Genomic DNA, 13,884 nt, shown 5'->3' with positions numbered 1-13,884 from the left:
GACGGATCGCTCGGGACGGGTCGGGACGGGTCGGGGTCGGGACGGCCCGCGCGTGGGTGGCCGGTGCCTCGGTGGGATGCGGGACCGGTCAGGGACTGCCGGCTCAGGCGCCCGGGACAGCGCGAGATCGATGGTGAATGGCAGATGCCGCGATCCGGACTCGGATCCGAATCCGGATCGAAGGGTGAATCCGGGATCGGGCCCCGAGGGCCGCGTGTCCTCTCGGCACCTTCCCCCCACCACCACTCCACGCACAGCAAGGCAACCGCAATGATCCGCACCGAACGCTGCCACGGGCCGTCCCTGCCCCGCCCCGTCGGCCGTCCCACCGACGCCACCGGCAACACGGGCAGCACGGGCAGCACGGGCGCTACCGAAAACACGGGCGTTACCGGCAACACCGGCACAACGGCGACTCGCTCACCCCGGCCCCGTATCCACCACCCGTCCGCGCCGCCTCGCGGGCCGACCTCGCCGCTGCCGGAGGTCGACCTGCCGGCGACACCCCTGGCCCGCCTCGAACACCTCGTCGGCGCGGCACGGCTCGCCGAGGTGCGCGGCGCACTGCACGAGGCCCGCGAGCGCCTCGACGGACGCGAGGTGTGGCACGTGAGTGACAATCCGACGCGCGGTGGAGTCGCCGAGCTTCTCCGCACCACGCTGCCCCACGTGCGCGGTGAGGGCATCGACACCCGGTGGGCCACGATCGAGGGCAGCCGCGCGTTCCGCGCCCTGACCAAGTCGCTCTATTACCGGATGTGCGGTGTGGCCGCGAGCACACACGAGGACCCGCCGAACCCGGAGAGCGGACGGGCCCTGTACGAACGCGTGTCGCGCGCCGCCGCGGAGCGCCTGCTCGGTGCCCTCGGCCGACGCGGCGTGGTCGTCCTGCACGACCACCAGACCGCCGGCCTGATCCCGTACCTGCGCGAAGCCGGGTGCACCGTGTTGTGGCAATGCCACATCGGCACCCCTCTGAACGCCGAACCCGCTGGGCCGGCTTGGCAGTTCCTGCGCCGGTACCTGTCCGCCGCGCACGGCTTCATCGCGTCGTACGACGGAGCGCTGCCGGCCGGCCTGCCCGACATACCGGTCCGCATTCAGTCGCCGTCGATCAACCCCCTGTCACCGAAGAACCTGCCGCTGCGTCCCGCCGTGGACACGTCGCGCCTGATGGCGCGTATCGGCGTCTTCCCGGAGCCGGGCGACGGTGGCGCGGATCCGTCCGGTGGCTCCGCCTTCGCCGATCCGCTCCTTCGCGCCGGCGCGCGGATCGATCGGCACGCGGGCGCGTTGCCGGCGGGCACGCCGCTCGTCACGCAGGTGAGTCGATGGGACCGGGTCAAGGACATCCCGGGCGTGATCGAGGCGTTCACCGACCATGTCGACCCGGACTTCGGTGCGCACCTGCTGCTCGTGGGACCACGGGCGGCCGGCGACGCGCAGGCCGAACAGGTGCTCGCGGAGTGCCGCGAGGCCCGCGAACGCCGGCGGAACCGGCCGGGTCGGGTACATCTGGTGGAGATTCCCACCGAACATCCGACCGAGCACGCGTTGACGATCAACGCCATCCAGCGGTGTTCGACCGTGGTGATCCAGAAGAGCCTCGCCGAGGGATTCGGACTGACCGTGTCCGAGGCCGCCTGGAAGGGGCGGCCCGTGATCGCCTCACCGGTGGGGGGCATCCGACAACAGATCCGACACGGCCGATCCGGCCTGCTGCTGGACCACCCGCACGATCTGCCCGGACTCGGCGCCGGCATCGGGCAACTGCTCGCCGACCCGGCGTACGCCCGGGAACTCGGCGACAACGGACGCCGGCACGTGCGCACGAACTTCCTCACGGACAGCGGCGTGCTGGGGTTCGCGCGGATTCTCTGCGACCTCCCGTAGGAGGTGGCGGCGAACGCCGTACGCGATGGACCGCACGACCTGGCGCACCGAACGCACTCCCGAGACGGACGCGGGACCCGGGCAACGCCATCCACCCCGACACCAAGGACCGATCGCCATGCGAATCCTCGCCCTCGGCGCACACCCCGACGACGTCGAACTGTTGTGCGCCGGAACCCTCGCGCACTACCGAGCGCGGGGCGCCCACGTGACCATCGCCGTCCTGACGAACGGCGCACCGGGCGCACCGCCCAAGCCTCCGGCCGCGTCCCCACCCCCACCCCCGTCCCCGATCGCCCGTATCCGCGCCCACGAGGCCCGCGAGGCCGCGTCCCTGCTCGGAGCCGACTCGATCATGCTCGGACTGCCGGACGGCTTCCTCTACGACACCCCCGAGACCCGTCTGCTCGTCGTGGACGTGCTGCGCCGAACCCGCCCCGACGTGCTGTTCGCGCATCACCCCGAGGACTACCACCCGGACCACCGGGCCGCGGGCGCCCTCGCGAGCGCCGCGCGGCTGCCGGCTCGCGAACCGGGCCTCGAAACCGGGTACGCCGCCCTCGACACCGTTCCGGCGTTGTTCCGGATGGATACGTTGACCGGCGCGAACGCGGGTACGCCGGACCTGTGGGTGAACATCACCGACACCATGCCGACCAAGGAGGCCATGGTGTCGCGGCACGCGAGTCAGAACGACCGCCGCCGGCAGCGCGGTGGCCACGACTTCGTGGACCTCGCCCGACGGCAATCCACGCTGCGCGGCCGAGAGGTGGGCGTCGCGTACGCGGAAGCGTTCACCCTTGCCCGCGCCCATCCACCGACGACGCCGGCCGACCTCGCGCTGCCCTGGATCACTCCCACCACGCCGGCCACGCATGACACGCTCGGAGTCGCCGCGAACGCGGCCGGCCGCCGCCCGAGCAGGACGTGAAGCCACCCGGAGAACGCAGATCGGAGAGCCATGCCCATCCGCCCCGACGCGCCCGGCGCCCGCCGCGAGTCGCGCCTACGCCACCGAGACCGGGAGCGCCGGTCGGGTTCCGGCCGGTGGGGGCTGTACGCCGTGTTCTTCCTCAACGGGACGGTCCTCGCCAGTTGGGCGCCGCGCATCCCGCAGGTCAAGGCCGATCTGCACCTGTCGGACGGACAACTGGGCATCGCGCTGCTCGGCGTCGCGCTCGGGTCGGTACCGGCGATGCCGGCGGCCGGCGTCCTGGTCAACCGATTCGGAAGCCGCGTCGTCACCCGCGTCGCGCTGCCGATCTACGCGTCGGCGGTCGCCCTGCTCGCCCTGGCCGACGGTCTGATCGCGCTCACCCTCGCCCTCGCGGTCCTCGGTGCCGCCGTCGGCGCGCTCGACGTGGCCATGAACACCCACGCCGTCGACGGCGAACGCGACGCGGAACGCCCGCGGATGTCCTCCTTCCACGGCCTGTACAGCGCGGGCGCGCTCACCGGCGCGCTGATCGGCACGATCGCGGCGGCGGCCGGCGTACGTCCGGCCACCCAGTTCGTGGTCACCGCCGCCGTCGCCCTGATCGCCTCGGCGCCCGCCGTCGCGGCGCTGCGGCCGGCCCTCCGCCATGTGCCGAAGCCGCGCACCGGACCCGCGTCCCGAATCCGGCCGGGCCTGCGGGGGCGCCTGTTGTGGCTCAGCCTGCTCGGGCTGTGCGTCCTGCTCATCGAGGGTGTGGTCACCGACTGGGGCACCGTGTATCTGGCGGACTCGGTACACGCGGGGCCCGGTGTGTCGGGCGCGGGCTACACGGTGTTCGCGCTGGCCATGACGCTCGGACGGCTCGCCGGTGATCGTGTGGCCGCGCGCTTCGCCCCGGTACGGGTCGTGCGCCTCGGCGCGTTGGTGACCGGTTCCGCCGCCGCTCTCGCGATCGCGGCGCCGTACCCGTGGGTGGTGGTACCCGCGTTCGCGGTCGTCGGCCTGGGCATCGCCTCGTCGTTCCCGCTCGTGGTGGGCGGCGTCGGCCGGCAGTACCCCGACACCCCCGGCCCCGCGGTCGCCACCGTCTCCACCACCGGCTACCTCGCCTTCCTCGCCGGACCGCCACTCGTCGGCTTCCTCGCCGGCCACATCACGCTGCGCTTCGCCCTGCTCCTGCTGCCCCTGCTCGCGGTCGTCGCGGCGTGCCTCGCCGGACTCCTGTCCGAAAACCGGACCTCCCGGAACCCCGGCGGTGTCGAGGGCCGTCGGGAGCGTTCGGAATTCCCGGAGGGCTCGGACGGATCGACAACCCCGACCGACGATGCCGGCCGGGGCGTGCCCTCGATACCGACGAAAGTCGGCTGCCCCGACCCGAGAGTCGAACCGGACCCGGCCACCTCGGGGAACGTGCCGCCGTCCCGCGACGATGTGCGACGCTGTGGCCATGTCAACACCCCTGGACCTCACCGAGGTCCGCACTCGGATCGATGAACTCGACTGTGAAGTGGTCCGGTTGCTCGCCAGGCGGCAGGAACTGGTCCGCACGGCCGCCGGATTCAAAAGCGACGAGCAGGCGGTCCGGGCTCCCGATCGAGTCGAACGCGTCATCGCGGCAGTACGTGACCGCGCCGTCACGGCGGGACTGGCACCCGAGGTGGCCGAAGCCGTCTGGCGGGCCATGATCGCCGCATTCATCGATCTCGAACTCCACGAGCACCGCCGGAACACCGAAGTGGCCGCGGCCGATCCCGTGCCACCCCCGGGGTCGTAGCCGGCCCCTGCACGTCGCCGGTTCGGGCTTCCCTGTGCGGCGACCTGCGTGTACCTGCCCTCTTCGCGGGTCTTCGCTTCCCACGGGGTGCACGCCTCGGAGAGGTCGACGGTGACCCCCGCCGGTTCGAGGGCTTCGCGGAGCCGTCGGGCGGCGCCGTCACCCAGGAAGTGGTGCCGGATGGTCAGGCGCTGGAGATGGGTGAGGGGGCGGCCGGCGAGCAGGGCCTCGGCGCCGGTGTCGGAGAGCGTGCCCATGGGCAGGTCGCGCCGACACGCCACGCGCGCGACGTGCGGGGCGGAACGCGGCGGGGCGCGACGCGGCGACGGATCGGGCGTGGGCGCTCAGGCGTCGAGCGCGTGGCCCGTCGTCGCGTCCACGTGGGCCGGGATCTCGTCGTGACGATCGCCGACCGTGGGCGTCCCGGTGGGCTCGAACAGCAGGATCTCGGCGCCGGACGGGGCAAACGGCTTGTGCTCCGTCCCTCGGGGGACGGTGAAGACGGCGCCCTGGGGAAGCACGACCGTGCGCTCCCCCGCGGGCTCGCGGAGCGAGATGTGCAGTTCGCCGCCGAGCACCAGAAAGAACTCGTCGGTGTCGTCGTGGGCATGCCAGATGTGTTCGCCGTGGACCTTGGCAACGCGTACGTCGTAGTCGTTGACGCGCGTGACGATGCGCGGGCTCCACAAGGCGTCGAAGGAGGCCAGGGCCTTGCCGAGGGCTATGGGTTCGCTGCTCATGGGCTCATCCTTTCCCGCGCCCCGCACCCGGCGTGAGTGCTAGGAATTGCATATGGCGCAAGAATCCTCGCATTCGCTCCCGGCAGTCCGACCGGTCCACGCGGCCCCGGCGCCCCCGGCGCCCGCCCCGCATCGGGTCGTCGTCATCGTCGACGAGAACTCGAATCCATTCGAGCTCGGTTGTGCGACCGAGATCTTCGGCCTGCGCAGGCCCGAGATCGGTCGTGACCTCTACGACTTCCGGCTCTGCTCTCCCGAACCGCGCACGTCGATGCGGGACGGCTTCTTCACTCTCACCGGAGTCGCGGATCTGGAGGCGGCCGACTCGGCGGACACCTTGATCGTCCCCAACCGGCCCGACGTCGAGGTGCCGCGCCGCCCGGCCGTGCTCGATGCCATTCGCCGGGCACACGCGCGCGGGGCGCGGCTGGTCGGTTTCTGCAGCGGCGCCTTCACGCTGGCCGAGGCCGGGGTACTCGACGGTCGCCGGGCCACCGCGCACTGGCAGTGGGCGGACTCGTTCCGGGCCCGCTTCCCGGCGGTTCGGCTCGAGTCGGACGTGTTGTTCGTGGACGACGGCGACATCCTCACCGCCGCGGGAAGTGCGGCCGCGCTCGACCTCGGGCTGCACGTGGTACGCCGTGACCACGGCGCGGAGGTCGCCAACGCGGTGAGCCGGCGACTGGTCTTCGCGGCGCACCGAGACGGTGGGCAGCGGCAGTTCGTGGAGCGGCCGGTACCCGACCTGCCGGACGAGTCGCTGGCGCCCCTCCTGGCCTGGGCCCAGGAGCGGCTCGACTCGCCGCTCACGGTGTCCGGTCTCGCCACCCGCGCGGCGGTCAGTCCGGCGACCCTGCATCGCCGTTTCCGAGCGCAACTGGGCACCACGCCGCTGGCCTGGCTCACGGGCGAACGGGTCGCCCTGGCCTGCCGGTTGATCGAACGAGGAGAGTCCCGCTTCGACGTGGTCGCGCGCCGCAGCGGACTCGGCACCGCCACCAACCTGCGCGCGCTGATGCGTCGCGAAACCGGGCTCAATCCCTCGGCGTACAGACACCGATTCGGACCGGAGGCGGGCTGAGGTCCGGGCATCACCCGCCGACCGACCCATCGGGCAACGGACACGGACCGGCCGAGCCGGGTGCGCCCCGCCCGACGCCTCGGCATCCCCTCGCGACGCGCCCATCGTGTTCGTCTCAACGCCGGCCGCCGGCGGTGATCTTTCGCCCCCGGCTCCTCGCCCCTACCTTTGAGATGCTTCGCGAACCGAGGGGAGGACGAGCCGTGGCCTACATCCGGCGGCACCGATTCAAGCTGATGGCGTGGCCGTGGACCACGATGGCCTGGGTGCAGGTCCCCGAGGGGCTGGAGTACACCCTCTACGAGGTCGGCGACGTCGGCCCGCCCGTGCGGCCCGTTCGCTGCCTCCCGCAGGAGTACGCCCGGTGGTACCGCGCCTTCGAGACCTTTCAGGACGAGCTGCGATCGGCCGAGTCGGAGCTGCGATACCGGCACGGAGTGCGAACCGTGACCCGGCCGTTCGCCGACCGCACGGTCATCCGCCGACACTGGGTCGACCTGATGCCCAACCGCCGCGAGCGCTCCCGCGTCTCCTTCGAGCGCTGCGCCACCCGCATGCGCGCGGCCGACGCGGCGTACGCTCCGATCCGCCTGGTCATCGAGGAGCGATTGGCACAGGCACACGCGGCGGAGGCGGGTACCCAAGCCGCCGAGGAGTGACCCGGCAGGCCCATCGGGCTCCAGCCGCGATGGTCGCTCGATGAGCCGTGGACGAGCGCGAGCGGCTCGCCCTCGCGCGCGGCTTCGGGTCGGTGGGGGAAATCCCCGTATCCGGTGTGATATCGCCGCGCCACACTGGTCGGCAGGTCTCCCGGACGGAAGGAGCGGGGCCTTGACGACGACCCACCGGTACTGGGCCCGATCGAGCGACGGCCGCACCCATGAGGTGCGTCTGAACCGACTCACCTACGACGTGTTCGTCGAGTGCGACGCCTGCGGTACGCGCCGCGCGGTGTACCGCGTCACGCCGCGCCAGGCCGCGGCACGCCATCTCGCCGAGGCACACGCGGCGTTCGACCGCCCCGGAGGCAAGCGCACGGCCGGGTGGTACTCCGGAATCTTCTGGCGCCTGCTCGGCTCCGCCTGATCACCACCGCCGACTCGCTCGGCGCCGCACGGATGCGGATGGCGTCGACCCGGGTGATCATGAAGACCGCCCGAGGAGAAGGCGGCATATATCCATGATTGTTGCGGAAGGCCTCACCAAGAGGTACGGAGCGAAGACGGCTGTCGACGACGTCAGCTTCGAGGTTCACCCCGGACGGGTCACCGGGTTCCTCGGCCCCAACGGCGCGGGAAAGTCCACCACGATGCGGATGATTCTGGGCCTGGACCGGCCCAGTGCCGGTCGGGTGACGGTGGACGGTCGGGCCTACCGGGACCTGGCCGCGCCGATGGTGGAGGTGGGGGCGCTCATCGACGCCAAGGCCCTGCACGGCGGCCGCACCGCCCGCGACCACCTGGTGGTGCTGGCGAAGTCGAACGGCATCCCGCTCACCCGGGTGGACGAGGTACTGGACACGGTCGGCCTCACCTCCGTCGCCCGAAAACGCTCCGGGGGCTTCTCCCTGGGTATGGGCCAACGCCTGGGGATTGCCGGGGCGCTGCTCGGCGACCCTCGGGTGCTGCTGTTCGACGAACCCGTCAACGGGCTCGACCCCGAGGGCATCCTGTGGATCCGGAACCTGATGAAGCGGCTCGCCGGCGAGGGCCGCACGGTCTTCGTCTCCTCCCATCTGATGAGCGAGATGTCCCTCACCGCCGACCACCTGCTGGTCATCGGGCGCGGGAGGATCCTCGCCGACACGGGCGTGGCCCAATTCATCGCGGAGAACTCGATCAGCCATGTGAGGGTGCGCTCGCCGCAGGCGGACCGACTCGCCCGGCTCGCGACGGACGCGGGCTGGCAGGTGACGCGGGATCAGGCGGGGGCGCTGCTGGTCCAGGACGTGAGTACCGATCAGGTCGGTGACCTCGCCGGGCACAACGGGGTGTTCCTGCACGAACTGGCGAAGGTCGAGGCCTCGCTCGAGGAGGCGTTCATGCGGCTCACCGCCGACAGCGTCGAGTACCACACCGGCGGCGCGCCCCCGGAGGCCGCCGCGGTCCCGGGCTGGGGTCCGCCGGCCACCGCCGACCGGATCGGATGAGGCCTCCATGACGACGACCACGCCCACCGCGCCCACCGCCTTCGGGCACGCCCCGCGGCTGACCTTCGCCCGGATCCTGGACTCCGAATGGGCCAAGATCAAGACCGTACGCTCGACCATGTGGACGCTGCTCGCCCTGTTCGTGGTGAGTGTCCTGATCAGTTGGGGCATCGCCGCCCTGGCGGCGGGCGATGTGGCCGACGACGTGGCCGAGGGAAAGCAGAACGACGCTCCCGACCTGCTCACCGTCGGCGTCGCGTTCGGCCAGATCGCCGCCCTGGTGCTCGGGGTGATGTCGATGACCGCCGAGTACTCGACCGGCATGATCCGTACCAGCCTGACCGCGGTGCCGTGGCGCGCCTCGATGCTCGCCGCCAAGGCCCTGGTGCTGGCCCTCGTCCTCTTCGTGGTCGGGGCGGTCACCGCGTTCTGCTGCTACTTCCTGGCCAACCTGATGCTCGACGCCAAGGACGTCGGTGTCGGCATCGACGAACCCGGCGTGCTCCGGGCGCTGATCGGCACGGGCCTGTACCTGGCCGTCCTGGGCCTGTTCGGGATGGCGCTGGGCGTGCTGCTGCGGCACACCGCCGGCGCCATCACCCTGGGCATCGCGCTGATCTTCGTGGTCGGCGGCGTGGTGGGCCTGATCCCGGGCAGGACCGGCGACTGGATCGCCAAGCTGATGCCCGCCAACGCCGGCGGACAGGTCATGGCGGTCGAGGCCGCGGACAAGATGTTCCGACCGTGGACCGGCTTCGCGGTCTTCGTCGCCGAGACCCTGCTCCTGCTGCTCCTGGGCGCACTCCTCCTGGAGAAGCGGGACGCCTGATCCCGGCACGCCCGGGTCCTGACGCCCCCGACCCACCACGAACACGCCGGAAGGCGCCGACCGCACAACGGTCGACGCCTTCCCCGGCCGCACGGTCACCGACGCGCGACGCGTCGGTACACCACGCCCGGATCGATCGCGCTACTTCGCCGGGTCGACCGCGAACGTGCGGGCCAGGTCGTCCAGGACCACGTCCGCGCCCTGGAGGGACACCGCCGTCATCCAGCTCTCGTCCTTGACCTCGTACACGTGTCCGGCCTGCACGGCCTTCAGGCGCTGCCACAGCGGGTTGGCCATGAACTTGGCCTTGCGCTCCTCGCCGCCCGAGAAGGACGTCAGGAAGATGTAGTCGGCGTCGGCCTGCCCGATCTGCTCCTCGCTGACCTCGATGTTGAACTTCTCGGGGTCGCGCTGGTTCTCGGGACGGGTCAGGCCCATGTCGCTCAGGATGATCCCGCTGAACGTCTTGCCGAGGTAGATGCGCGTCGGGCCGTCCACGAAGCGCACGATGGACACCGTCGGCTTGTTCGCCTTCGCGTTGATCGCGTCGCCGACCTTCTTGGCGCGCGTCTCGTACGCGGTCAGCTTCGCCTTGGCCTTGTCGTCCTCGCCGAGCGCCTGGCCGACCAGCTTGACGTTCTCCTTCCAGATCGGACCGGTGGTCTTGACGAAGACGGTCGGCGCGATCTTGGACAACTGCGCGTACAACTGGTCGTGTCGCACGGTCGCGGAGACGATCAGGTCGGGCTTGAGCAGCGCGATCTGTTCGAGGTTGGGGCTGTCGAGCGGGCCGACGTCCTTGGTGTTCTTCACCGCGTCGCCGAGGTAGGGCGGGAAGCCCTTCTGGTCGCGGTAGGAGCCGATGCCGCCGACCAGCGGAACGTCCAGGGCGGCGACCGCCTCGACGAGGCTGTTGTCGAGCGCCACCACGCGCTTGGGCTTCTCCTTGATCGTGGTGGTGCCCTTGTCGTGCGTGATCGTGCGCGGGAAGGAGGCCGTGGAGGCGGCCGCGCCGGAGGACGCCGCCGCGGGCTTGTCGGTGCCCGCGGCCTTGTCGTCGGAGTCCTCGCCGCACGCGGCGAGGCCCGCCGTCAGCGCGATGGCCAGTGCGGCGAGGCCGAGACGGGCGCTCCGTCCGCGGCGTCCGAGCGTGAGCATGTGCCCTCCATGGATGAGCGATTCGGCAGGATGTCCGGGCACGGCGCAGCGCGAGGCCATCCGCATCCGGGAAGTGGGGATGAGGTTAGCCTTGCCTATCCGGGCACAAGCGACAGGGTCGTGTTTTCCGGATTTTAGGCGTGCCTTACCTTACGTTCGTGCCTTCGAACATCGATCTCGCCGCCCCACTGGCGGCACCCGAACGACCACCGGCGCCGGAGCGCCACGGCGCCGGCCGCCGCGTCACGGTGGCGGCCGTCCTGCTCGCGGCCCTGGCAACGGTCCTGTTCGCGTCGCTCGCCATCGGCGCCAAGAACGTCCCGCTCGCGGATGTCTTCCACGCGCTGGGCGGCAGCCGCGAGGGCGACGCGATCATCGTTCGGGATCTGCGCGTCCCGCGCACGTTCCTGGGCCTGTTGGTGGGCATCTCGCTGGGTGTGGCGGGCGCGGTCGCGCAGGACATCACCCGAAACCCGCTCGGCGACCCCGGGCTGATCGGGGTCAGCGCGGGCGCGGCCTGCGCGGTCGCCGCGAGCATCGGCCTGCTCGGACTGACCAGCCCCTACCAGTACGTGTGGTTCGCCTTCCTCGGCGGCGCGCTCGCGGGCCTGCTCGCCTACGTCGTCGGCGGCACCGGGTACGGCGGCGCCACCCCCGCCAAACTCGCCCTCGCCGGCGCCGCCGTGACCGCGTTGCTGGACGCGTTCACCAACGCCCTCGTGCTCCTGGACGTCCGCACCCTCGACCAGTACCGCTTCTGGGCGGTCGGCTCGCTGGCCGGACGCGACACCGATCTCGGCGTCCGCCTCCTGCCGTTCGTGGCAGTCGGGCTGATCCTGGCCCTCGGTCTGTGCGGCCGGCTCAACGCCCTCGCCCTGGGCGACGACCTCGCCTCGACCCTGGGCGTCAAGGTCGGCACCACCCGCGCGCTCGGCGCCCTCGCGGTCATCCTGCTCGCCGGCGCCGCGGTCGCCGCCGCCGGCCCGATCACCTTCGTCGGCCTGGTCGTTCCGCACGTGGTCCGAGCCTTCACCGGCCCCGACGCCCGCTGGCTCGTCCCCTGTTCCGGCCTCGCGGGCGCGACCCTCACCATCGGCGCCGACGTGATCGGCCGGGTGGTGGCGCGCCCCGGCGAACTCGAGGTGGGCGTGGTCACCGCGATCATCGGCGCGCCGTTCCTGATCGCGCTGGTCAAGCGCGGCAAGCTCAAGGAGCACGCCCGATGAGAGTCGAACTCGGCCCCTTCGGCATGTCCGTTCGTCCGCGCGTCGCGATCGTCGCCGGCACGCTGCTCGCGCTCATCGCGTGCGGCCTGGTGGCGTCGGTGTCCATCGGCACGTACTCCATCCCGATCCGCGACGTCGTCGACTCGCTGCTGGGCGTCGGCTCCGGCGACGCCGACCTGATCGTGCGTGAACTGCGGCTGCCGCGCGCCCTGACCGCGCTGCTCGTCGGCCTCGCGTTCGGATTGTCCGGCGCGATCTTCCAGGCCGTCACCCGCAATCCGCTGGCCGGGCCGGACCTGATCGGCATCTCCGCCGGGGCGAGCGCCGGCGCGGTCTGCACGATCCTGATCGGCGGCGTCACCTCGGCGGGCGCCGCGTCCTTCGGCGCCGTCCCCTTCGGCGCACTCGCCGGGGCGTTGCTCACCGCGGTCTTCATCTACGTAATGGCCTACCGCGGCGGCACCATCACCGGCTACCGGTTCGTGCTGGTCGGCCTGGCGATGCACGGCGTGCTGATGGCCCTGACCCGCTGGATGCTCGCGCGGGCCGACATCGACCAGGCCTCCCGGGCCATGGTCTGGCTCACCGGCAGCCTCAACGGGCGCGACTACGCGCACGTGCGCTGGGTGGGTCTCGCGCTGCTGGTCCTGGTGCCGCTCACGCTCGCGCTGGCCCGCCCGTACCAACTGCTCCAGTTCGACGACGACACCGCGCTCAGCCTCGGGATGCCGCTGCGCCGCGCCCGGATCGCGCTGCTCGTGGTGGCCACGTGCCTGGCGGCGGTGGCCGCCGCCTCGGCCGGACCGGTCGCCTTCATCGCGCTCGGCGCACCGCAGATCGCCCGCAGACTCGCCGGCACCGCCGGCATCCCGCTGATCGCGAGCGGACTGGTCGGTGCCGCGACCCTGCTCGCCGCGGACCTCGCCGCCCGGCTCGCCTTCTCGCCGACCGAACTGCCGGTGGGCGTGGTCACCGGCGCGGTCGGCGCCCCGTACCTGATGTGGCTGCTCGCCCGAACCAACCGGGCCGGAAAGGGAGGCTGACGTGACCACCAGCGCACTCGACACCATGGGGTTGTCCGGTCGCGGCCTGCGTCTGGGCTACGGCGACCGCGTCGTCGCCGACGACCTCGACCTGCACATCCCCGCAGGCAAGGTCACCGCGCTCGTCGGCCCCAACGCGTGCGGCAAGTCCACCGCGTTGCGCGCCCTGGCCCGCCTGCTCAAGCCCGCGGCGGGCGTCGTACACCTGGACGGGAGCGACATCGCCGACCTGCCCGGACGCGAACTCGCCCTGCGCCTGGCCCTGTTGCCCCAGACACCGACCGCGCCCGACGGCATCGCCGTCCGCGATCTCGTCGCCCGCGGGCGTACTCCGCACCAGCGCTGGTGGCGGCAATGGTCCTCGGCCGACGAAGCCGTGGTAGATCGTGCACTCGCGGTCACCGGCGCCACCGCCCTCGCCGAGCGCTCGATCGACGAACTCTCCGGCGGCCAGCGGCAACGCGTGTGGATCGCGATGGCGCTCGCCCAGGACACCGACGTGCTCCTGCTCGACGAGCCCACCACCTACCTCGACCTCGCCTACCAGGTCGACGTGCTCGAACTCGTCGCCGACCTCAACCGCACCGACGGACGCACCGTCGTGATGGTCCTGCACGAACTCAACCACGCGTGCCGGTACGCCGACCATCTGGTCGCGATGCGCGCCGGCCGCGTCGTGGCCGCGGGTCCTCCCGCCGACATCGTCACCCCCGAACTGGTCCACGAGGTCTTCGACTTGCGCACGTCGGTCATCCCGTGCCCGGTCTCGGGCGTCCCGCTGGTGATCCCCCTGGGCGGCCGGCGGGAGGCCGGCGAGCCGTCCGTGAAGGCGTAGACCCCCCGCGCGCGCGGCCGACCCGCCCGACCGGCGGTCGACCGCTCGCGCCGTTCGGCCGCGCCGTTCGGCGCACCTGCTGATCGCAGCTCGCGAACCGGGCGGCACCACGCGTCGATTCGCCGTCCCGCGCGACCACAACGCGCCCCCCATACCGCCGAAGTACGCGCCGGCACCACGCGCAGCCGGCGGTCCCCGCACGGACCGGGCGGCAACCGT

At 72.0% G+C, this 13,884-nt stretch carries 14 protein-coding genes; 12 read left to right on the top strand and 2 right to left on the bottom strand.

All coding sequences use genetic code 11. From position 1 onward, the window contains the following. Positions 1-270: 270 nt before the first annotated feature. The 4 genes from ACWCPW_RS12470 (at position 271) to ACWCPW_RS12455 (ending at position 4,604) form a co-directional block, all read left to right on the top strand. Entirely contained in the window at positions 271-1,893 is a 1,623-nt protein-coding gene (locus ACWCPW_RS12470; RefSeq protein ID WP_449761521.1) for a glycosyltransferase, read from the top strand. A 118-nt stretch (positions 1,894-2,011) separates the two neighbouring features. Further along, positions 2,012-2,824, top strand: a complete 813-nt coding sequence (locus ACWCPW_RS12465; protein WP_449761520.1) for a PIG-L deacetylase family protein — start codon at positions 2,012-2,014, stop codon at positions 2,822-2,824. A 30-nt stretch (positions 2,825-2,854) separates the two neighbouring features. Continuing rightward, positions 2,855-4,324: an MFS transporter gene (locus tag ACWCPW_RS12460; protein ID WP_449761519.1), complete on the top strand. Its 1,470-nt coding sequence runs from the start codon at positions 2,855-2,857 to the stop codon at positions 4,322-4,324. Continuing rightward, entirely contained in the window at positions 4,278-4,604 is a 327-nt protein-coding gene (locus tag ACWCPW_RS12455) for a chorismate mutase (protein WP_449761518.1), read from the top strand. Before ACWCPW_RS12460 ends, ACWCPW_RS12455 begins: the two co-directional genes overlap by 47 nt. A gap of 344 nt (positions 4,605-4,948) precedes the next feature. Here ACWCPW_RS12455 and ACWCPW_RS12450 read toward each other — a convergent pair whose 3' ends face one another. Continuing rightward, positions 4,949-5,344, bottom strand: coding sequence for a cupin domain-containing protein (locus ACWCPW_RS12450; protein ID WP_449761517.1), 396 nt, complete (start codon positions 5,342-5,344; stop codon positions 4,949-4,951). Positions 5,345-5,396: 52 nt separating this feature from the next. Here ACWCPW_RS12450 and ACWCPW_RS12445 point away from each other — a divergent pair, with 52 nt between their 5' ends. From ACWCPW_RS12445 to ACWCPW_RS12425, 5 genes are all read left to right on the top strand, one after another. Further along, positions 5,397-6,425, top strand: a complete 1,029-nt coding sequence (locus ACWCPW_RS12445) for a GlxA family transcriptional regulator (protein ID WP_449761516.1) — start codon at positions 5,397-5,399, stop codon at positions 6,423-6,425. 203 nt (positions 6,426-6,628) lie between these two features. Then, positions 6,629-7,084: a hypothetical protein gene (locus tag ACWCPW_RS12440; RefSeq protein WP_449761515.1), complete on the top strand. Its 456-nt coding sequence runs from the start codon at positions 6,629-6,631 to the stop codon at positions 7,082-7,084. Between the two features lie 172 nt (positions 7,085-7,256). Beyond that, positions 7,257-7,511, top strand: a complete 255-nt coding sequence (locus tag ACWCPW_RS12435; RefSeq protein ID WP_449761514.1) for a hypothetical protein — start codon at positions 7,257-7,259, stop codon at positions 7,509-7,511. A 94-nt stretch (positions 7,512-7,605) separates the two neighbouring features. Then, positions 7,606-8,574 (top strand): ABC transporter ATP-binding protein, encoded by a 969-nt coding sequence (locus ACWCPW_RS12430; RefSeq protein WP_449761513.1) that lies wholly within the window; start codon positions 7,606-7,608, stop codon positions 8,572-8,574. A 7-nt stretch (positions 8,575-8,581) separates the two neighbouring features. After that, a complete protein-coding gene (locus tag ACWCPW_RS12425) occupies positions 8,582-9,403 on the top strand; it encodes an ABC transporter permease (RefSeq protein WP_449761512.1) in 822 nt (273 codons plus the stop codon). A 141-nt stretch (positions 9,404-9,544) separates the two neighbouring features. Here ACWCPW_RS12425 and ACWCPW_RS12420 read toward each other — a convergent pair whose 3' ends face one another. Beyond that, a complete protein-coding gene (locus tag ACWCPW_RS12420) occupies positions 9,545-10,561 on the bottom strand; it encodes an ABC transporter substrate-binding protein (RefSeq protein ID WP_449761511.1) in 1,017 nt (338 codons plus the stop codon). 158 nt (positions 10,562-10,719) lie between these two features. Here ACWCPW_RS12420 and ACWCPW_RS12415 point away from each other — a divergent pair, with 158 nt between their 5' ends. From ACWCPW_RS12415 to ACWCPW_RS12405, 3 genes are read left to right on the top strand one after another with little or no spacing between them, the layout of a single operon-like run. Then, a complete protein-coding gene (locus ACWCPW_RS12415; protein ID WP_449761510.1) occupies positions 10,720-11,787 on the top strand; it encodes a FecCD family ABC transporter permease in 1,068 nt (355 codons plus the stop codon). Further along, on the top strand, positions 11,784-12,830 hold the full coding sequence (locus ACWCPW_RS12410; RefSeq protein WP_449761509.1) for a FecCD family ABC transporter permease: 1,047 nt from the start codon (positions 11,784-11,786) through the stop codon (positions 12,828-12,830). The genes ACWCPW_RS12415 and ACWCPW_RS12410 overlap by 4 nt, the downstream gene beginning before the upstream one ends. A 25-nt stretch (positions 12,831-12,855) precedes the next feature. After that, on the top strand, positions 12,856-13,665 hold the full coding sequence (locus ACWCPW_RS12405; RefSeq protein ID WP_449761580.1) for an ABC transporter ATP-binding protein: 810 nt from the start codon (positions 12,856-12,858) through the stop codon (positions 13,663-13,665). The last annotated feature ends 219 nt before the right edge of the window (positions 13,666-13,884 follow it).

This window comes from Embleya sp. NPDC001921 (assembly GCF_053594475.1).
The sequence above is the reverse complement of the archived record's forward strand: the minus strand, read 5'-3'. Positions and strand labels throughout refer to the sequence as shown.

What these genes read in the sequence shown, in the direction of transcription:
- ACWCPW_RS12470 (WP_449761521.1), top strand. Translation starts at nt 271, where the DNA reads ATGATCCGCACCGAACGCTGCCACGGGCCGTCCCTGCCCCGCCCCGTC.
- ACWCPW_RS12465 (WP_449761520.1), top strand. Translation starts at nt 2,012, where the DNA reads ATGCGAATCCTCGCCCTCGGCGCACACCCCGACGACGTCGAACTGTTG.
- ACWCPW_RS12460 (WP_449761519.1), top strand. Translation starts at nt 2,855, where the DNA reads ATGCCCATCCGCCCCGACGCGCCCGGCGCCCGCCGCGAGTCGCGCCTA.
- ACWCPW_RS12455 (WP_449761518.1), top strand. Translation starts at nt 4,278, where the DNA reads ATGTCAACACCCCTGGACCTCACCGAGGTCCGCACTCGGATCGATGAA.
- ACWCPW_RS12450 (WP_449761517.1), bottom strand. Translation starts at nt 5,344, where the DNA reads ATGAGCAGCGAACCCATAGCCCTCGGCAAGGCCCTGGCCTCCTTCGAC.
- ACWCPW_RS12445 (WP_449761516.1), top strand. Translation starts at nt 5,397, where the DNA reads ATGGCGCAAGAATCCTCGCATTCGCTCCCGGCAGTCCGACCGGTCCAC.
- ACWCPW_RS12430 (WP_449761513.1), top strand. Translation starts at nt 7,606, where the DNA reads ATGATTGTTGCGGAAGGCCTCACCAAGAGGTACGGAGCGAAGACGGCT.
- ACWCPW_RS12425 (WP_449761512.1), top strand. Translation starts at nt 8,582, where the DNA reads ATGACGACGACCACGCCCACCGCGCCCACCGCCTTCGGGCACGCCCCG.
- ACWCPW_RS12420 (WP_449761511.1), bottom strand. Translation starts at nt 10,561, where the DNA reads ATGCTCACGCTCGGACGCCGCGGACGGAGCGCCCGTCTCGGCCTCGCC.
- ACWCPW_RS12410 (WP_449761509.1), top strand. Translation starts at nt 11,784, where the DNA reads ATGAGAGTCGAACTCGGCCCCTTCGGCATGTCCGTTCGTCCGCGCGTC.
- ACWCPW_RS12405 (WP_449761580.1), top strand. Translation starts at nt 12,856, where the DNA reads ATGGGGTTGTCCGGTCGCGGCCTGCGTCTGGGCTACGGCGACCGCGTC.